At 59.8% G+C, this 19,108-nt stretch carries 20 protein-coding genes; 16 read left to right on the top strand and 4 right to left on the bottom strand.

Translation table 11 applies throughout. From position 1 onward, the window contains the following. The 13 genes from HBO09_RS09325 to HBO09_RS09385 form a co-directional block, all read left to right on the top strand. Positions 1 to 179, top strand: a 179-nt coding sequence (locus HBO09_RS09325; RefSeq protein WP_218192385.1) for an FAD-binding protein, incomplete at its 5' end; no start/stop codon positions are given. A gap of 80 nt (positions 180 to 259) precedes the next feature. Further along, positions 260 to 1,075, top strand: a complete 816-nt coding sequence (locus HBO09_RS09330) for a transporter substrate-binding domain-containing protein (RefSeq protein WP_169992702.1) — start codon at positions 260 to 262, stop codon at positions 1,073 to 1,075. Positions 1,076 to 1,084: 9 nt separating this feature from the next. Continuing rightward, positions 1,085 to 1,441 (top strand): DUF4398 domain-containing protein, encoded by a 357-nt coding sequence (locus HBO09_RS09335; protein WP_076961152.1) that lies wholly within the window; start codon positions 1,085 to 1,087, stop codon positions 1,439 to 1,441. Next, positions 1,438 to 2,241, top strand: a complete 804-nt coding sequence (locus HBO09_RS09340; protein WP_169992700.1) for an OmpA family protein — start codon at positions 1,438 to 1,440, stop codon at positions 2,239 to 2,241. Before HBO09_RS09335 ends, HBO09_RS09340 begins: the two co-directional genes overlap by 4 nt. A gap of 307 nt (positions 2,242 to 2,548) precedes the next feature. Further along, positions 2,549 to 3,988: a PLP-dependent aminotransferase family protein gene (locus HBO09_RS09345; protein WP_029299649.1), complete on the top strand. Its 1,440-nt coding sequence runs from the start codon at positions 2,549 to 2,551 to the stop codon at positions 3,986 to 3,988. Positions 3,989 to 4,092: 104 nt separating this feature from the next. After that, a complete protein-coding gene (locus HBO09_RS09350; protein WP_169992698.1) occupies positions 4,093 to 4,581 on the top strand; it encodes a translation initiation factor 2 in 489 nt (162 codons plus the stop codon). Positions 4,582 to 4,742: 161 nt separating this feature from the next. Then, positions 4,743 to 4,997, top strand: coding sequence for a YkgJ family cysteine cluster protein (locus HBO09_RS09355; RefSeq protein ID WP_076961156.1), 255 nt, complete (start codon positions 4,743 to 4,745; stop codon positions 4,995 to 4,997). 41 nt (positions 4,998 to 5,038) lie between these two features. Then, on the top strand, positions 5,039 to 5,647 hold the full coding sequence (locus HBO09_RS09360; protein ID WP_169992696.1) for an START domain-containing protein: 609 nt from the start codon (positions 5,039 to 5,041) through the stop codon (positions 5,645 to 5,647). Positions 5,648 to 5,749: 102 nt separating this feature from the next. Next, a complete protein-coding gene (locus tag HBO09_RS09365) occupies positions 5,750 to 5,986 on the top strand; it encodes a hypothetical protein (protein ID WP_029299643.1) in 237 nt (78 codons plus the stop codon). Positions 5,987 to 6,197: 211 nt separating this feature from the next. After that, positions 6,198 to 6,539, top strand: a complete 342-nt coding sequence (locus tag HBO09_RS09370; RefSeq protein ID WP_029299641.1) for a ribonuclease E inhibitor RraB — start codon at positions 6,198 to 6,200, stop codon at positions 6,537 to 6,539. Between the two features lie 461 nt (positions 6,540 to 7,000). Then, positions 7,001 to 8,410: a circularly permuted type 2 ATP-grasp protein gene (locus tag HBO09_RS09375; RefSeq protein WP_169992694.1), complete on the top strand. Its 1,410-nt coding sequence runs from the start codon at positions 7,001 to 7,003 to the stop codon at positions 8,408 to 8,410. A 4-nt stretch (positions 8,411 to 8,414) separates the two neighbouring features. Then, positions 8,415 to 9,365, top strand: a complete 951-nt coding sequence (locus tag HBO09_RS09380) for an alpha-E domain-containing protein (protein ID WP_169992691.1) — start codon at positions 8,415 to 8,417, stop codon at positions 9,363 to 9,365. Then, the gene (locus HBO09_RS09385) at positions 9,362 to 10,165 is read left to right on the top strand and encodes a transglutaminase family protein (protein WP_169992689.1); all 804 of its coding nucleotides are present in this window, start codon (positions 9,362 to 9,364) and stop codon (positions 10,163 to 10,165) included. Before HBO09_RS09380 ends, HBO09_RS09385 begins: the two co-directional genes overlap by 4 nt. A gap of 37 nt (positions 10,166 to 10,202) precedes the next feature. Here the strand turns inward: HBO09_RS09385 and HBO09_RS09390 are convergent, their stop codons facing one another. Continuing rightward, positions 10,203 to 11,015, bottom strand: coding sequence for a cytochrome c (locus HBO09_RS09390; protein WP_169992687.1), 813 nt, complete (start codon positions 11,013 to 11,015; stop codon positions 10,203 to 10,205). A gap of 688 nt (positions 11,016 to 11,703) precedes the next feature. On the opposite strand from HBO09_RS09390, the gene HBO09_RS09395 reads away from it, so the two are divergent. The 3 genes from HBO09_RS09395 to HBO09_RS09405 all read left to right on the top strand — a co-directional run bounded on the left by HBO09_RS09395 (position 11,704) and on the right by HBO09_RS09405 (position 16,085). Further along, positions 11,704 to 12,909, top strand: coding sequence for an acetyl-CoA C-acetyltransferase (locus tag HBO09_RS09395; RefSeq protein ID WP_169992684.1), 1,206 nt, complete (start codon positions 11,704 to 11,706; stop codon positions 12,907 to 12,909). A 16-nt stretch (positions 12,910 to 12,925) separates the two neighbouring features. Further along, complete coding sequence (locus HBO09_RS09400; RefSeq protein WP_169992682.1) at positions 12,926 to 15,070, top strand: 3-hydroxyacyl-CoA dehydrogenase NAD-binding domain-containing protein; 2,145 nt, start codon at positions 12,926 to 12,928, stop codon at positions 15,068 to 15,070. Positions 15,071 to 15,362: 292 nt separating this feature from the next. Next, entirely contained in the window at positions 15,363 to 16,085 is a 723-nt protein-coding gene (locus tag HBO09_RS09405; RefSeq protein ID WP_169992679.1) for an amidotransferase, read from the top strand. 24 nt (positions 16,086 to 16,109) lie between these two features. Here HBO09_RS09405 and HBO09_RS09410 read toward each other — a convergent pair whose 3' ends face one another. From HBO09_RS09410 to HBO09_RS09420, 3 genes are all read right to left on the bottom strand, one after another. Then, entirely contained in the window at positions 16,110 to 17,081 is a 972-nt protein-coding gene (locus tag HBO09_RS09410) for a magnesium and cobalt transport protein CorA (protein ID WP_169992677.1), read from the bottom strand. A gap of 90 nt (positions 17,082 to 17,171) precedes the next feature. After that, entirely contained in the window at positions 17,172 to 17,894 is a 723-nt protein-coding gene (locus HBO09_RS09415; protein ID WP_169992676.1) for a 1-acylglycerol-3-phosphate O-acyltransferase, read from the bottom strand. Between the two features lie 399 nt (positions 17,895 to 18,293). Continuing rightward, positions 18,294 to 18,983, bottom strand: coding sequence for a crotonase/enoyl-CoA hydratase family protein (locus tag HBO09_RS09420; RefSeq protein WP_169992675.1), 690 nt, complete (start codon positions 18,981 to 18,983; stop codon positions 18,294 to 18,296). Positions 18,984 to 19,108 lie beyond the last annotated feature (125 nt).

Consider the following 19,108-nt stretch of genomic DNA (forward strand, 5'->3'; position numbering starts at 1 on the left):
CACAGCTGTACATCGCGGTCGGTATCTCCGGCGCGATCCAGCATTTGGCTGGTATGAAGGACTCCAAAGTGATCGTTGCGATCAACAAGGACGAAGAAGCACCGATCTTCCAGGTGGCTGATTACGGCCTGGTGGCGGACTTGTTCGAAGCCGTACCTGAGTTGGAGAAGCTGGTCTAAACCAGCGGCTTCACTTATAAAGAGCCCGGTCTTATGACCGGGCTTTTTTTTGCACGCCAATCTTGATCGGGAACCACGCCATGGAACTGCGTCGCTGGACTGTACTGCTGGGCCTGTCACTGCTGCCGACCTTGTCTATCGCTGCCGGCAAATGCGAGCGCCTGGTGGTGACCGGCAGCCCGGATGCGCCGCCCTATTTGTGGCGAGACCCGCAAGACCCCACCCACCTGATCGGCGCCAATGCCGACGTGCTGCAACAAGTGGCCAAGGAGCTGGGGCTGAAAGTCGACCTGTTGTATGGCGGCAAGCGTTCCCTGGCCCTTGATGAAGTCCGCAGCGGGCGCATGGACATGCTGGTCGATGCGCCGTTGAGTGTCAGCGAGCTGGAGACCCTGGACTACATCCATCCGGCACTGATGCAGGCCGATTACCGGGTGTGGACCCGCGTCGAGTCGCCCCTGGTCTATACCCATGCAGCCGACCTGCATGGCCACAAGGGTGCGGTCTCGGAGCGGGCGCGCCTGTCCCCTGAGTTTGAAACCTTTGCCAGCGAACACCTGACCCTGGAACGCCTGCCAACCGTAACCCCGGCCTTGCAGAAACTGCTGCTTGGCGAAGTGGACTACGTGCTGGCCGGCCGTTACTCCGGCATGGCCATGGCGCAGACCCTGGGCATGAGCAAAGACCTGCTGGCCCGTGAACTACCGATTGATCAGCCGGGGCTGTTCCTGGCGATTTCCCACAACTCGGCCTGCAATGATCCGTGGTTGCGCGGACAGCTCGCCAAAAAGATGACAGAATTGTCCGCGTCCGGTCTGACGGAAGCCGCGTTGCAGCGCAATATCGAACGCTGGAAGACGCAGTTGCAGCAACCCGTCAGTACCCCAACAAAGTAGGGATTTTTAGTGACTATTCGACCTCTTTTCGCCGCCCTCGCCGTAGTAACGCTGGCGGGCTGTGCCGCAGATCCTGCGCCGAATGAGCAAATGCGCCTGACCCAGCAAGCCTTGGAGCAAGCCGCCGCCGTGGGGGCCGTCGCTGACGACGTGCCTGAGTTGAAACTCGCCGAGACGAAGCTGGCCCAGGCCAAGGCCGACATGGCTGACGAGTCCTACAAGGATGCCCGCATGCAGGCTGAACAGGCCGAACTCGACGCGCGCCTGGCAGAGGCGCGGGTACTGACGCAAAAGAGTCAGGAGCAGTTGAATGTCCTCGACACTCGTATCACCCGCCTGCGCAAACAGCTGGGAGATGCCCAATGAACCGCCTGACATTTGGGCTGCTATTGAGCAGCCTGCTGCTCGCCGGTTGCGCCAGCCATCCCAATAGCGACGCCGCGTTGCAGCAGGCTGGCAGCGACTTCCAGAAGGTCAAGGAAGACTCCAATGTGTTGCGCATCGCGCCCAAGGACGTGATCCGCGCCGGTGAGTCCCTGGCCCGCGCCGACCGCCTTTCCAGCTACTGGGGCAGCGGTGGCGACGTTGTGCATTACGCCTACCTGAGCCAGCGCTATAGCGCCATCGCCCGGGAACATACCGAGTTGGTACTCAACGAAGAACGTGCGGCCAAGCTCGAACTGGAACGTCAACGCCTGCAACTGGCGCTGCGCGAAGCCAAGTTATTGAGCGTGCAGCAACAGGGCAAGTGGCTGGAAGAGCAGATCGCCAGCCTGACCACCACCCAGACCGATCGTGGCCTGGTGATGACCTTGGGCGACGTGCTGTTCGACACCGGCCAGGCGGAGCTGAAAAACTCCGCCAACCGTACAGTGCTGAAGATCGTGCAGTTCCTGCAACTGAACCCCAAGCGGGTCGTGCGGATCGAGGGTTATACCGATAGCACCGGCGGCGAGCACGAAAACCTCAAACTGTCCCGTGACCGTGCACAGGCCGTGGCGGACGTACTGGTCGACCTGGGTATTGATGAAAAACGCATCCAGGTGGAAGGCTATGGCGATCAGTATCCGGTGGAAGTGAATGCTTCCGAACGTGGTCGTGCGCAGAACCGGCGTGTGGAAATCGTCTTCTCCGATGAGAAGGGCCAGCTCGGCGCCGCGCGCTAAACCTCAGTGCGCGTGCGGTCGATGTGGGAGCTGGCTTGCCTGCGATAGCATCGGCGCGGTGCATCTGAACACTCGCGTCGCCAGCATCGCAGGCAAGCCAGCTCCTACCGGGTATGTGGCGCACCCGCTATGCAACCCGATCTTTGATCGGGTTTTTCATGCCCGCGATTCACAGCTCAACCCATACAGTTTTTTCTATCACTGCCGCGCGTCCTCGACTATTGTGGCAACTGTCCCCGTACACTTCTAAACTGTGCCGGTATGTTTCACACAAAAATAAAATACCCGTGAAATCGAGTGCTGCGTCATGACCAATCTCTTGCTTTACCAACGTATCGCCCAGCAGTTGGCTGAGGATATCCGGCGCGGTGTCTATCAACCGGGTGAGCGCGTGCCTTCGGTGCGCAAGATGAGCTCCCAGCTCAATGTCAGTCATGCCACCGTGCTACAGGCTTACGCCAACCTTGAAGACCAGGGGTTGATCCGTGCGCGGCCGCAGTCCGGGTATTACGTGCACCAGACGCCGGCTCTGACCGCACCGACGCCTGATATCGCTCGGGTCGAGCGCCCGGGCCTGGTCACCCGCAGCAGTATCATCCAACAGGTCCTGGTTGAATCCCGTCGCGAAGGGGTGTTCCCGCTGGGTGCCGCTGTTCCCAGTGTCGATTACCTACCGGTGCGGGCGCTGCACCAGCAACTGGCCAAGGTCACGCGCTTTCAGAGCCCACGGGCGTTCAGCTATATGTTCAGCCCGGGCTTCGAGCCGCTGCGGCGCCAGGTCGCGATTCGTATGCGCGATGCCGGAGTGGTGGTCGATCCGTCCGAAGTGGTGATCACCCACGGGTGCGTCGATGCATTGCAGATGTCGTTGCGGGTGCTGACCCGCCCCGGCGACCTCATTGCCGCCGAATCGCCCACCTATTACGGCCTGCTGCAACTGGCGGACTTGCTTGGCCTCAAGGTCATCGAGATTCCCAGCGACCCGGCCACTGGCATGAGCCTGGAAGCCCTGCAGTTGGCGGCCAACCAGTGGTCGATCAAGGCCCTGGTGTTGACCACGCGCCTGAGTAATCCCCTGGGCGGCACCATGCCGGAAGAACGGCAGAAACAGCTGCTGCGCCTGGCCTCGGATTTCGATATCCAGATCGTCGAAGACGATATCTACGGCGAATTGATGTTCGAACTGGGCCGCACCAAGGCCCTCAAGGCCTATGACCGCCTGGATCGGGTGATCTACTGCTCCAGTTTCTCCAAGACCCTGTCCCCTGGCGTGCGCATCGGCTGGATGATTGCCGGCAAATACCAGCAGGAGATCCAGCGCCTGCAGATGTTCAGTACCCATTCGGCGTGCAGCGTTACGCAGATGGGAGTGGCGGCGTATCTGGAGAATGGCGGTTACGACCGGCATCTGCGCTACATTCGCCAGGAGTACCGCAAGAACCTCAGTGCCTTCCAGTTAGCGGTGCAGCAGTATTTCCCGGAAGGCACGCAGATGAGCCGGCCGACGGGCGGTTTTATCCTGTGGGTGAGTCTGCCGGGCCGGGTCAATACCCAGGAGCTGCACGTGCGGGCTTTGCAGCAAGGCATCAGCATCGCGCCGGGGCTGATCTTCAGCAATACCGAACAGTTCAACCACTGTATTCGGCTCAACTGCGGCACGCCGTGGAATCGCGAAGCGGAGCGCGCCCTGATGACCCTGGGCATGCTGGCCAACCAGTTATGCCAAGAGGCTGCGGGTGGTTTTTGACGCGCCAAAACGGGGCGTGAACGGTAGCTGGCTAATCACCGCGCTTGTCATGTCGCGCTCAACAAGCGAGCATATGGCCTTCTGCCGTTAATGCTGTTGGCGATATGACCTCTATTTTTCCTGCCGCGCTGTTGATCTGTCTGGCGAGCCTGTGCAACACCACTTCTGTACTGGCAGCGCCTGCCAGTGCGCCAGTTGTGCTGGCAGCCGCCGAACAAAAGCCGGCACCGGCTAAAAAAACGACCCAGGCTAAAAAAGCCGCTCCGGTTACAAAAGCCGCCAAGGAAAAAAAGCGCGCACCCATCGCCAACAAGTCCAAGTCGGCCCGGGAAGTGGCCCAGACCAAACTGGCGCCAGCGCAATTGGACCTGAGTCTGCCTCAAGAAATGGTCCGGCACCTGCAGCCCCTCGGCACTATGCCGCAGCCCAAGAATGTGCCGTTGTTGCCGCCGATGTTTGGCGAGAAACCGATCGATAACAGTGCATTCCAGATCAACGGCCGCTTATTGAGCAACGAAATGCAACTGCAAATGCGCAATGAAGAGCGGCGCGATGTGGAAGGCGCGGCCCTGGATTTCGAATTCAAGAATTAATCTTGCCTGGCAAAGTGACCTGATCCCCTGACCTTCTGTCGCAGACTGGTCGGTCACTTTTGTTTTCTGCGAAAAACCCCTGTTAGACCATTTTAAAACGGATGTTTTAGGGCGTACTCTAGCCCGGCCATCAACACTTTGTCGTCGAGGACCTACTGGTCATGAAATGCCGTGAAGGCTGTGGCGCCTGCTGTATCGCCCCTTCCATCAGTTCGCCGTTACCCGGTATGCCCAATGGCAAGCCCGCGGGCGAACGCTGCCTGCATCTGTCGGTCGAACAGCTGTGCCAATTGTTTGGCCAGCCTGAGCGGCCTGCGGTATGCGGTGCCTTCGCGGCGGATCTCGAGGTCTGTGGTAGTAGCCAGGAAGAAGCGATCAGGTTGATCGGCTGGTGGGAGCAGATGACGGCGGCGTAGTGGGCTTTAATGTCAGAACTTCAACAATAAGGAATACAACAATGGGTTCGCTGAAACGAATGGCTGTGTTGTGCGGTTTTACGGTGTTGTTTGCGGGTGCTGCACAGGCAGAAGAGTGGCAGGTTGCCAAGGACGAGGAAGGTATCAAGGTTGCCTTGAGTGAAGTGTCCGGCTCCAAATACAAGGCTTATCGCGGCGTTACGGTGATCAAGGCGCCATTGGCCAAGATCCAGGCCCTACAGGACGATGTAGTCGGTGCCTGTAAGTGGATTCACGAATGCAAGTCGCAGAAGCTGCTCAAGAAGGAAGGCGACAAGAGCTGGACCTACACCCAGTTCAAAGCCCCGTTCCCAGTCACCGATCGTGACTCGATCCTGGAAATCACCACGACCCAGGCCGCCGACGGCAGCGTGACCCGCAAGTTGCTGGAAGTGCCCACCTATCTGCCGGAAGAGAAAGGCTATGTGCGCGTGGCCCAGGTCGAGGGCTTCTGGAAACTGGTGCCTAAAGGCGCCGACCAGACTGAAGTGACCTACCAGGTCCACACCGAGCCTGGTGGCAGCGTGCCGTCCTGGTTGGCCAACAAGTTCGTGGTTGAAGCGCCCTTCAATACCTTGAAAGCCCTCAAGGAAAGCGCCGAGAAGCCTTAAGCGCAGCCGAGCAGTGCCTCCAGCCTTGAGTGGAACGATCATCGCGCCCTCAAGGTCCAGATAGATGTGAGCCCATCCATGGGCTTTATCGAGGAGGCACTGATGCAAAACTGGCAAGTTACCTTCGTTGATGATCACGGTGTGCAGTCCGTAGAGCAGTTCAGCTGCGCCCAGAAGCCCAGCCTCGAAGACGCCGCACAGATGATTCGCGCCAAATTGCTGCCCATCCCCGCTCAACTGGACCTCAACGACCTGGACGGCCGGATCGCCGAGCCGACGGTCAAAAGCCTGAAGGACCAGAACAGTATCCAGATCCTCGACATTTCTCCCGCCCCCTGAACATTCCCTGTACGTTGTTAAAGCGCTGCTGGTGGAGCTGATAGCTTCGCGCTACTCTGCAAGAGAGATCAGCGAATGAATCGCTAAGGTCTGGTCTTGTCAGCTACATGCTTGTTTTCCTGCGGTGATGTCATTGCCGTCCACCTGCGCCGTTCACGCGCAGGCCCTGGGAAGCACGGAAAGTCTATCCATCGGTTCAGGAGGACGTTTCATGAGCACAGCCTATCAAGAAGACATCAGCACCCACGTGTTACGCCGCATGAAAGAGGGCGGCTTTGACTTCTCGCGTTTCCATCCCATCGAGTTCTACGCCATTTTCCCGGATGAGGAACGTGCGCGCCGAGCTGCGGGTCGGTTTCGTGGGGAGTCGATCAACGCACAGGTCAGCGCACGGGATGACGGTGCCTGGTTCCTGGAGTTGAGCAAGGTCATGTTCGCCACCTATGACGGTATCGGTGATTTCGAGCAGGACTTTGAGGCGGTAGTCGAGCCCTTGGGCGGGATTATCGAGGGGTGGGGCGTCAAGCACGAGGTTCGTGGGTTACCCATGTAGACACATGATCAGTAACGCAGCGTATCGGCTGACCTTTGGGTCGGCCGATTTTGTTTGTGGTGGTGCAAAGTGCTCGGAACTAAATATGAAAAAACCGGCACAAAAAAAGGCCACCGGAGCAGGGTGGCCAAAAGGGAAGATCGGTATGAAGGGGAACCGATCGGTACATGCACAAGCAAATTACCGGCGGTGATGGGGTGATGCTGTAGGAAGAGTCCTGTTCAGCGAATGTTGGCGATTATCCGCAGGCTTTCCCCGGCAGTGAAATCAACTCTGACTATGCTGGTGATAGGCAATGCTTGCGTCTTGATGAAGCGCGCATGGCAAGGCTCGGGCATTTGCTGCACCAGGACGGTGCGGCATTGCCTTTGACTGTATCCAACTGATTGATACTTAAGTGTTTATGCCGCTGGCACGGGCCTTGCGACAGTCCGTTGCGTCCGGGTGACAAGGAGTTCGGCATGATCCGCACTTATTACGATGAAATGTACGATGGGGCCGGCCAGGTCCGACCTCACTATCGCGAGTTCGCCCGTTGGCTGGCTGAAACCCCGCCCGAACTGCTGGCCCAGCGGCGGCGTGAAGCCGATTTGCTGTTTCACCGTGCCGGCATCACCTTCACCCTGTACGGCGATGAGCAGGGCACCGAGCGCCTGATTCCCTTCGATACCATCCCGCGCAGCATTCCCGCCAGCGAATGGCGAATGGTCGAACGAGGCTGCATTCAGCGGGTCAAGGCGTTGAACCTGTTTCTTGCCGACCTTTACCACGACCAACGCATTATCAAGGCCGGGATCATTCCGGCCGAGCAAGTGCTGGCCAACGAGCAATACCAACTGGCGATGCAGGGCCTGGACTTGCACCGTGATATCTATTCCCACGTCTCGGGTGTCGATCTCGTACGCGATGGCGACGGCAGCTACTACGTGCTGGAAGACAACCTGCGTACCCCCAGCGGCGTGAGCTACATGCTCGAAGACCGCAAGATGATGATGCGCCTGTTCCCCGAATTGTTCGCTGCCCAGCGCATTGCCCCGATCGATCATTACCCCAACCTGTTGCTCGACACCCTGAAAAGCGCCAGCCCGCGGGAAAACCCCAGCGTAGTAGTGCTGACGCCCGGGCGATTCAACAGCGCGTTTTTCGAACATGCCTTCCTCGCCCGGGAAATGGGCGTGGAACTGGTGGAGGGCGCCGATCTGTTCGTGCGTGACGACCGCGTGTTCATGCGTACCACAGACGGCCCGAAGGCGGTGGACGTGATCTACCGTCGCCTCGACGATGCCTACCTCGATCCGCTGGCCTTCAATCCGGAATCAATGCTCGGCGTGCCGGGGCTGTTGGCCGCCTACCGTTCGGGCAACGTGGTGCTGGCCAATGCCATTGGCACTGGGGTGGCGGATGACAAGTCGGTGTATCCCTTCGTCACCGACATGATCCGTTTTTACCTGGATGAAGAGCCGATCCTCAAGAACGTTCCGACGTTCCAATGCCGCAAGCCTGACGAACTTTCCCACGTACTGGCGAATCTGCCGGAGCTGGTGGTCAAGGAAACCCAAGGCTCCGGTGGCTACGGCATGCTGGTCGGCCCGGCCGCCACGGCCGCCGAGATCGAAGCTTTCCGTGCGCGGATCAAGGCCAAGCCCCATGCCTACATCGCCCAACCGACCCTGTGCCTGTCGACGTGCCCGACCTTTGTCGAAAACGGCATCGCGCCCCGGCATATCGACCTGCGACCGTTCGTCCTGTCCGGCAAGGAAACCCGCGTGGTGCCGGGGGGGTTGACCCGTGTGGCGCTGCGTGAAGGCTCGCTGGTGGTCAACTCGTCCCAGGGCGGCGGCACCAAAGACACCTGGGTGGTCGAGGAATAAAACCATGTTGAGTAGAACTGCCTCGGATTTATATTGGATGTCGCGCTATCTGGAGCGTGCGGAAAACCTCGCGCGCATGCTGGATGTCAGCTATTCACTGTCACTGATGCCCCAGGATGGGCGCGGCGATGGCCTGCACGAACTGGCCATGCCCTTGCTGATTACCGGCACCCTGGACGACTACCGTGAGCGTCATGGCGAGTTGCACGCCGAGCGCCTGCTGCATTTCTTCGCCCTGGACGCCGCCAACCCGGCGAGCATCTACAGTTGCTTGGGGGCGGCCCGCGCCAGCGCCCATGCGGTGCGTGGGCGAATTACCGCTGACATGTGGGAAAACATCAACGCCACCTGGCTGGATATTCGCGTCATCGCCCAGGAAGGCCTGAGCCGTTATGGCATGAGCCGTTTCTGCGAGTGGGTCAAGGAACGCTCTCACCTCTTTCGCGGTGCGACCTACGGCACCATCATGCGCAATGACGCCTTTCGCTTTATTCGCCTGGGCACCTTTATCGAAAGGGCCGACAACACCCTGCGCCTGTTGGACGCGCGGTACGAGATGGCCGGGGACCAGGCCGAAGTGGTGATTGATGGCACCGCCCATGCCTATTACCAATGGAGTGCGCTGCTGCGCGCCTTGTCGTCATTCGAGGCCTACACCGAGATCTACCGTGATGCGCCCGGTGCCCGCCAGGTGGCGGAGTTGTTACTGCTGCGCGCCGATGTGCCGCGGTCCTTGCGCGCATGCAGCGAAGAAATCGACCAAATCCTCGCCAGCCTGCGTGGCATCAATGGCCGTCCGGCCCAGCGCCTGGCTGCTGAGATGGACGCACGCCTGCGCTTTACGGCCATTGACGAAATCCTCGAGGAAGGCCTGCACGCCTGGCTGACCGATTTCATTCCACTGGTACGCCAGCTGGGTAACGCCATTCATCATTCCTACCTGGAGGCGGCATGAGACTTTCCATCAGCCACGAAACCACCTACCGCTACGAAGACCAGGTGCGCGCCAGCATCCAATACCTGCGCCTGACGCCTCACGACAGCGAGCGTCAGCATGTGCTCAGTTGGCAGCTCGATTTGCCGCGTCCGGTACGGGCCCAGTTGGACCCGTTCGGCAATATCCTGCATGTGCTGACCATGGATGAGCCCCATGAATCGATCATCATCGGCGCCCGTGGCCAGGTGGACATTGACGAGTGGCGCGAGGCCGAGCATGACAGCCGATCGCCATTTCCCTACCAGCGTGGCACGCGCCTGACCGAACCGGACGAGGCCCTGTGCGCCTTTGCCCAGCAGCACTGCGGCAAGCGCCGGGATCGCAATGCCCTGATCGACCTGATGCACGCCCTCAACCAGCACATCGCCTACGTGCCGGGTGCCACGCAAGTTCAGACCTGTGCGGCGGAGGCGTTCGCCGGGCGTGCCGGCGTTTGTCAGGACCACGCCCACGCCTTCCTGGCCTGCGCGCGTAGCCTGGGGATCGCCACGCGTTATGTGTCGGGGTATTTGTACAGTGAGGACAGCGAGCACCTGGCCAGCCACGCCTGGGCTGAAGCCTGGCTGGATGACGCCTGGTACAGCTTCGATGTGACCAACCAGTTGGCCCGCCCGGAGCGGCATTTGAAACTGGCGGTGGGCCTGGATTACCTCGACGCGTGCCCGGTGCGCGGCATGCGCCGTGGTGGCGGGCATGAGCAGATGCATGCGCGGGTATTTGTCGCGCCGACCCCGGTGATCCTGGTGCAGCAGCAATAACTCCACCACGCCCTTGTAGGAGCCGGCAAGCCGGTTCCTACAAGGGCGTGTCGGTTTTGCGAGCGGCCATATGCTTCAAATACCCCACCAGCAATTCCAGTTCGGCGTCTGGCAAGACGCTGGCGGCAAACGCCGGCATCTTCGCCTGCGGCCAATGCCTCAGGCTCTGGGGATCACGGATGTAACGCTTGAGGAAGTCGCCGCCGAAATACTCGGTCGGGCTGTAGGGCACATTCAGATCCGGTCCTACCTGCGCGTCCCCCGCGCCATTTAGGCGATGGCAGGCCAGGCAGTTTTTCTGAAACAGGGCGAACCCCTGGTTGATCGGATCATCCGCCGCCAGAGCCGGGTCGGGCAGCAGCGCGGGGAAGCGTTCGGCAACGGTTTTCAATTGTTTGATCGTCGAGATCTGGAAGGGCCATTGTTCCGGGCTGATCCCGCTCACCTGAGGCTGGGTCCACACCAGATAGAACGGCCCGGCACTGGGTTTGCCATTGGCCAACGGGGGCCAGGGATGGGCCGGATCCTCAACCGCCAGCCACGCTTGCGCGCCGCTTTGCGCAAGCAGCGGCGCCGCGGCCAGTTCGGCGGCAAAACCATCGAGCGCCACGGCCTGCACATGGTTCTGTACCTTCAGGCCCGGTAAGAGTACGGCCAGCGGCACTGCGCGATAGGTCATATTGCGCTTGTAGGAAACGTCGTCGACGATCTGCACGGTCTGCGCAGCCGGGTGCTTGAGCAGCTCGGCGGTTTGCCAAGTGGTGCGGCTGTGATCCAGCGCAATGGTTAACTCGGCGGCGCTGGTGGGGCCGGCCAGGATCAGCAGCAGTAGGACAATAATTTGTTTCAAGGCGAAGCCCATATGGCAATGGCGATACGCGCCCACGATACCGGAAAACCGCCGCTCAGCCGTATGCAAAAAAAGACAGCCCCAGCCACGGGAACGCTTTACGCGGTTGCCCGGGCGGTGCTGCCAAAGGTTGCAATGTCGAGGTGTGACCTGCCCGTTCAGCCAATGATCTTGGTCAGATTGGGCAAAATCAGAATCAGGGTAGTGGCGAAGAGAATAAGCCCCGCCTGGCGAACTTTCGATTGTTTAAACATGGCTGACTGCCTTTTGTTGTTATTCCTGAGCGTCAAATGCGCCGATACAAGCACCATCCATTCGTTACGTTAAGCCGACTAGATGGCATTTTTCTTACAGCTGCTCCAGCAAGACCCGGCAGCAGCGTCATACACTTCTTACTGATTGAACCTTAGAGCCCATGTGGGGCGTGGCTTAGATCGCTTTCATATCAAGTTATATTGAAATCCTTTTAAAAAGGTATGAGGCATATAGCCATCTCCGCGCCAGCCCCTTGGCTAGACAGCTAAAACGATTAACCCGAGGTTTTCGGTAGTCTCTTACCGTTCGTCTGAGCGTGGTCGTCAAGGTCAATGAGCGTATCGGTCATTGAATCTGCCCTCGTGGCGCTTAAGGTAAGGGCACGGTCGGCTCTCCCCTTGAGAGCTCCATTGCACAGTGGTTCGAGGACGTCATGACCCAAGCTTTGATCTTTGATGCGATACGTACGCCCCGGGGCAAGGGCAAGGCCGATGGCGCGTTGCATAGCGTCAAGCCGGTGAACCTGGTGGCCGGCTTGCTCAGCGCTCTGCAACGGCGCAGCGACCTGGATACCCGCCAGGTGGATGACATTGTGCTTGGCTGCGTCACGCCAGTCGGGGATCAGGGCGCGGATATCGCCAAGACCGCTGCGCTGGTGGCCGACTGGGACGTGAGCGTCGCCGGTGTTCAGGTCAACCGTTTCTGCGCGTCGGGTCTGGAGGCGGTCAACCTCGGCGCCATGAAGGTGCGCTCCGGCTTTGAGGACCTGGTGGTGGTGGGCGGTGTCGAGTCCATGTCCCGGGTGCCCATGGGTAGCGACGGCGGGGCCTGGGTGTTGGACCCCCAGACCAATATGCACAGCCACTTCACACCCCAGGGGATTGGCGCCGACCTGATTGCTACCCTGGAGGGCTTCACCCGCGAAGATGTCGATGCTTTCGCCTTGCACTCCCAGCAGAAAGCGGCACGGGCCAGATCAGACGGTTCCTTCAAGAAATCCCTGGTCCCGGTGCAGGACCAGAACGGTATCGTGCTGCTGGATCACGACGAATTTATCCGTGGCGATTCGACGCTCGAGGGGCTGGGCAAACTCAAGCCCAGCTTCGAAATGATGGGCCAGATGGGTTTCGATGCCACCGCCCTGCGGGTCTACAGCCATGTCGAGCGCATCCACCATGTGCACACACCGGGTAACAGCTCTGGGATTGTCGATGGTGCGGCGTTGATGCTGATTGGCTCCGAGGCCCGGGGCCGCGAACTGGGCCTGCAACCGCGGGCGCGTATTGTCGCCACGGCGGTGACCAGCACCGACCCGACCATCATGCTTACCGGCCCCGCGCCCGCCACCCGCAAGGCCCTGGCCAAGGCCGGCTTGCGAGTCGAGGACATTGACCTGTTTGAAGTCAATGAGGCCTTTGCCTCGGTGGTGCTCAAGTTCATCAAGGACATGGGCATCGACGCCGCCCGGGTCAACGTCAATGGCGGTTCGATTGCCATGGGCCACCCGCTGGGAGCCACAGGCTGCGCGATCCTTGGCACCTTGCTCGATGAACTGGAGGTGCGCCAGCAGCGCTACGGCCTGGCCACGCTCTGTGTGGGCGGCGGCATGGGTATCGCCACCATTATCGAACGCCTCTGAGCCTAAGGAATTTGTCATGACCGACGCCATTCGTTACGAAAAAGGCCAGGACCAGATCGTGGTGCTGACCCTCGACATGCCTGGCCAGAGTGCCAACACCATGAATGCGGCCTACCGCGAGGCCATGGCCGCCACCGTCGCGCGCCTGGACGCAGAAAAGGACGAGATTGCCGGGGTCATTATCACCTCGGCGAAAAAAACCTTCTTTGCCGGCGGCGACCTCAATGAACTGATCAAAGTCGACAAGCCACACGCCAAGGCGTTCTACGACATGGTCCTGGGCCTGAAGGCGCAACTGCGCAGCCTGGAAACCCTCGGCAAGCCGGTGGTGGCCGCGATCAACGGCGCAGCCCTTGGCGGTGGCTGGGAGCTGTGCCTGGCGTGCCAGCACCGTGTGGCGCTGGATCATCCAGCCGTACAGATCGGCTTGCCGGAAGTGACCCTCGGCCTGCTGCCGGGCGGCGGCGGCGTGGTGCGTATGGTGCGCATGCTGGGCCTGGAAAAGGCCTTGCCATACTTGCTCGAAGGCAAGAAGGTCAGCGCGCAAAAGGCCTTGCAAGCGGGCTTGATCGACGAGTTGGCGGCAGACCGTGATGAGCTGCTGGCCAAGTCCCGGGCCTGGATCCTGGCCAATCCTGCGGCCAGGCAACCTTGGGACATCAAGGGCCACCAGATCCCCGGCGGCACCCCGTCCAATCCAAAAGTCGCGCAGATGCTCGCCATTGCGCCGTCGATCCTGCGCAGCAAAACCAATGGCTGCTTCCCCGCGCCGGAGAAAATCCACTGTGCTGCCGTGGAAGGCGCCCAAGTGGATTTCGACACCGCGCACCTGATCGAGACTCGCTACTTCACCGAACTCACCACCGGCCAGGTGGCGAAGAACATGATCGGTACGTTCTGGTTCCAACTCAACGAAATCAACGCCGGTGGCTCGCGGCCTGCGGGTTTTGCACCCTATGTCACGCGCAAGGTCGGCATCCTTGGCGCCGGCATGATGGGCGCGGGGATTGCCTACACCAGCGCATCGGCGGGAGTGGAGGTGGTGCTCAAGGACGTGACGCTGGCGGCGGCAGAGAAGGGCAAGGCCCACTCGGCGGCGCTGTTGGACAAGAAAGTCAGCCGTGGGCAACTGACGCCCGAGCAGCGCGACAGTACCCTGGCGCGGATCCATCCTACAGACAACGATGCCGACCTGGCCGGTTGCGACCTGATCATCGAAGCGGTGTTCGAAGACCGTGACCTCAAGGCCAAGGTCTCGGCTGCGGCCCAGCGCGTGGTAGGCGCAGACGCGGTGATCGCTTCCAATACCTCCACCTTGCCCATCAGCGGCTTGGCGAACGCCGTGCCTGATCAGAGCAAGTTTATTGGCCTGCACTTCTTCAGCCCGGTGGAAAAAATGCCGCTGGTGGAAATCATCAAGGGCGCCAACACCAGTGATGAAACACTGGCTCGCGGTTTTGATTTCGTACTGCAAATCAAGAAAACCCCGATTGTGGTGAATGACAGTCGCGGTTTCTTCACCTCGCGGGTGTTCGGTACCTTCACCAACGAAGGCATCACCCTGCTCGGCGAGGGCGTGGCCGCGCCGATGATCGAGACCGAGGCGCGCAAGGCCGGGATGCCGATTGGCCCTCTGGCGATTTCTGACGAAGTTTCCCTCAGCCTGATGAGCCATATCCGCCAGCAGACAGCCAAGGATCTGCAGGCCGAAGGCAAGGCACTGCCCGAGCATCCGGCCTTTGCGGTGATCGACCTGTTGCTCAATGAGTACAAACGCCCGGGCAAGGCGGCGGGTGGTGGATTCTACGAGTACCCCAGTGGTGGCCAGAAATACCTGTGGCCAGAGCTCAAGGTGCGCTTTGAAAAGCCCGGCCAGCAGATTTCGGCGCAGGACGTGCGCGACCGCCTGCTGTTTATCCAGGCCATCGAAACGGTGCGGTGTGTGGAGGAGGGCGTATTGATGTCCACCGCCGATGCCAACATCGGTTCGATCTTCGGCATCGGTTTTGCGGCCTGGACCGGCGGGGCGCTGCAGTTTATCAACCAGTACGGGCTGAAGGACTTCGTGGCGCGCGCGCGTTACCTGACCGAGCAATACGGCGAGCGCTTCAACCCACCCGCCTTGTTGCTGGAAAAGGCCGCCCAGGGCGCAAACTTTTAACCCGTTGTGGTGAGGGGGCAAGCCTAATGCCGTTCAGTTAAGCGAACGAAATGCCCAAAGCAGCGAAGATCAAATGTGGGAGCGGGCTTGCTCGCGAATGCGGTGTATCAGTCAACCTATCCATCACTGACCCACCGCATTCGCGAGCAAGCCCGCTCCCACAGGGGATCTGCGTTTAACTGAACGGCATTGGGGCTTGTCCCCTCGCCACAGGTCGGGCTTGCCTTGAACGGGTATTTCAGGGCAGGCTGGCGGGTGTGCGTTATTCCCATCACCGTGTCAGGTATTTTTTATGTCGCTACGCGTCTGCATTCTGGAAACCGATATCCTGCGTCCGGAGCTGGTCGATCAATATCAAGGTTACGGGCAGATGTTCCAGCGCCTGTTTTCGCAGCAGCCGATTGCCGCCGAGTTCATCGTCTACAACGTGATGCAAGGCCACTACCCGGCGGACAGCGAAGTGTTCGACGCCTACCTGGTGACGGGCAGCAAGGCGGATTCCTTCGCCACCGACCCTTGGATCGAAACCCTCAAGACCTACCTGTTGAACCGCTACGAGCGGGGCGACAAGCTGCTTGGTATTTGCTTCGGCCATCAACTGCTGGCGCTGCTGCTGGGCGGCAAGAGCGAGCGTGCGAGCCAGGGTTGGGGCGTGGGCATCCACAACTATCAACTGGACGCCAAGGCCCCGTGGATGAGCCCGGTGGTGGAAGAACTGACCCTGTTGATCAGCCATCAGGACCAGGTCACGGCATTGCCGGAAAACGCCACGGTGATCGCTTCCAGCGATTTCTGCCCGTTTGCTGCTTATCACATCAATGACCAGGTGCTGTGCTTCCAGGGGCATCCGGAGTTTATCCACGATTACTCCCGGGCCTTGCTCGATATCCGCCAGCTCAACCTTGGCGAGCAGATCTATCAGCAAGGCGTCGCCAGCCTTGCTCGCGACCACCACGGCGTAACCGTGGCGGAATGGATGATGCGCTTTGTGGCCCACAAGCCGCAGGTTGCCTGACCCTGGCCGGCCGGGGTGGGCAGGCTACAGCCACCCCGAGCGCTTGAAGCTGGCCCACAAGCCTGTACACCCCACCGCGATAAATCCCAATACCGCAAAATAGCCGTAGTGCCATTGCAGCTCCGGCATGTTCTGGAAGTTCATCCCATAGATCCCGGCCACAGCCGTGGGGAAGGCGAGGATCGCCGCCCAGGCCGCAAACTTGCGCTGCACCACGCTCTGGCGCGAGGCTTCGAGCAGCACACCGATCTCGATGGTCTGGCTGGCGATGTCGCGCAGGGTCGAAAGGTCTTCCATCTGCCGTGTGACGTGGATCTCCACATCGCGGAAGTACGGGCGCATGTTCTTGTCGATAAACGGGAAGTCCAGCTTCTGCAGTTCCTCGCTGATCTCTACCATCGGCGCCACGTGCCGGCGCAGCCGCAGTACGTCGCGGCGCAGGCCATGCAGGTTCTGGATATCGCGCTCATTGAGGGAGTTGCACAACACGTTGTGCTCCAGCGCATCGATCTCGGCGTGAATCGCCTCGCTCACGGGCTGGTAGTTTTCGGTGACAAAATCCAACAGCGCATAGAGTACGAAATCTTCCCCGTGCTCCAGCAACAGCGGCCGTGCCTCACAGCGCTGGCGCACATAGCCGTAGGACGCCGAGTGACCGTTGCGCGCGGTGATGATATAGCCTTTGCCGGCGAAGATATGGGTCTCGATAAACTCCAGCTTGCCTTCATGGCGCACCGGCGAGTAGGTCACGATAAACAGTGCGTCGCCAAAGGTTTCCAGCTTCGGCCGGCTGTGTTTTTCCAGGGCGTCTTCAATGGCCAGTTCATGCAGGTTGAACTGGCGTTGCAGGTTGGCCAGTTCCTGGGCGTCGGGCTCTTCCAGGCCGATCCACACAAAGTGGCCGGGCTTGGCCGCCCACGCGGCGCCTTCATCGAGGGTGATATCCCTGACTTTTTTCCCGGCGCTATAGACGGCCGCCGCAACAACTCTACCCATAATGCTGATCGCTTCTTTACAAGTGGCAGTAACCGGCCAGCTTAGCCTGAAACACCACATTGTAGGAGCCGGCCTGCGGGTTCCTACGATTCAGCGGTTTTGCAGTTCTTGATCCATGGCTTCAATACACTCGACCATCTGCTCCCGGCACTTTTCCATCAGCCCGGGCATGTCATCCATCGTCAAACCAGCCGTAGGAATCGGCGCCAATGACCGGATGAAAATATCGCCACTGTTCCAGCGATTGAGCTTCATCTGTTTCACATAGGTACTGACGCACACCGGCACAATCGGCACTCCGGCGGCGATCGCCATTTGGAACGCGCCCTTCTTGAACGGCAACAACGACTCACCCAGGTTGCGTGTGCCCTCTGGAAAGACCCAGATCGACGTGTCCTCGTGTTGCAGGGTATGGGTGGTGGACAGCATCGACCGTCGCGCCTTCTGGGCATTGCCCCGGTCAATCAACACATTGCCCGCCAGCCAGAACAACTGCCCGAACAGCGGCACCCACTTCAGGCTTTTTTTGCCGATACACACGGTGCGGTAGGGCACCACGGTGCCAAATACGAACAGATCATAGTTGGACTGATGGTTGGCGATAATCACGCAACTGCTGGGCTTGTTGCGCAGCGAGTCCACTTGCGCCTTGACCCGCAGTCGCAGGATCCACATGGCCGGCAATGCATACAGGCGCGCGCACAGGCGGCTGTTATCCGGGTTGAACGGCCGACACACACCGAGCAACACCCCGAGCACACCGGCGATCAGAAAATGCAGGCCCATCAATAACATGCGTAAAAAATAGAGCATCGACACGGACCATCGGGACAAAAGGTGGCGCAGTGTACGGACGTGCACTGTATTCGGCAATTACCCCTGTAGAGGTAGGAGATGGGCGATGTTTAAGCGCATGTTTCAACAGTTTGAGTCAGATGCTATCTAGAGCGGTTGCAAGGTGATTCGGAACGGCGCGTAAGAAAAAGCCCGACACTTGGTCGTAATGCCGTTCAGTTAAGCGGATTCTGCTTTCTGTAGGAGCGAGCTTGCTCGCGAAGGACGTCAACGATAACGCGTGTTTGCTAGGTAAACGCGGCGCTCTCAAGTTCTTCGCGAGCAAGAACTAGGCGTCCCCCTCGCTCCTACAAAAAGGCTTAACTGAACAGCATTACGACACGTGGTCGGGCTTTATTTGATACAGGCGTGGGTGACTCAGCCCAGATGCTCCTGGTCCTGGATGATCGCGTTATCCAGCAGATCCAGCAGGCCTTTACGCACCTTCAGCTTCGTGTGCTTGTGGGCGTTCATATTGATCTTCTTCAACTGCCGCGCTGCTTCCAGGGCCGCAGCCTGCAACTCCTCTGGCGCTACCACCTTGTCGAGGAAACCGGCATTCAATGCCTCCTGCGGGGTAAACATCTCGGCATTGATTACCGAACGATTAAACGCCGACTTACGCAGACGATCACGTGCCAATTCAATGCCAGCGTGGTGCATGGTCATACCGATCATGACTTCATTCAGGCCAATGCTAAATGGCCCCTCGACACCAATCCGGTAATCGGCCGACAACAACAGGAACGCCCCCTTGGCCACCGCATGCCCTGGGCACGCCACAATCACCGGGAAGGGGTGCGACAACAGACGGCGCGCCAGGGTCGAGCCCGACGTCACCAGGCTGACTGCCTCTTTAGGCCCGGCCGTCATCACCTTCAAATCATAACCACCGGAAAGAATCCCCGGCGTACCGGTAATGATCACCACCGCGCGATCCTTCTCGGCCTGATCCAGCGCTTCATTAAACGCACTGACCACGGCAGGGGAAATGGCATTGACCTTACCGTTGCTCAAGGTCAGGGTCGCGATACCGTCTTCTAGGTGGTAGGCAATCAACTCACTCATGACGCGATTCCTTGTAATACGTTTAATAGAAGGGCAGGCCGCAGACGTTACCCAGCATGGCCGCCCCGGTAAAGCGCCATGACTGACTGGCCAGTCAGACTTTTCCCCAGCCGCCGGCCTGGAAC

The organism is Pseudomonas sp. WS 5027 (genome assembly GCF_012985695.1).
In the GTDB taxonomy this organism is placed as follows: domain Bacteria; phylum Pseudomonadota; class Gammaproteobacteria; order Pseudomonadales; family Pseudomonadaceae; genus Aquipseudomonas; species Aquipseudomonas hygromyciniae.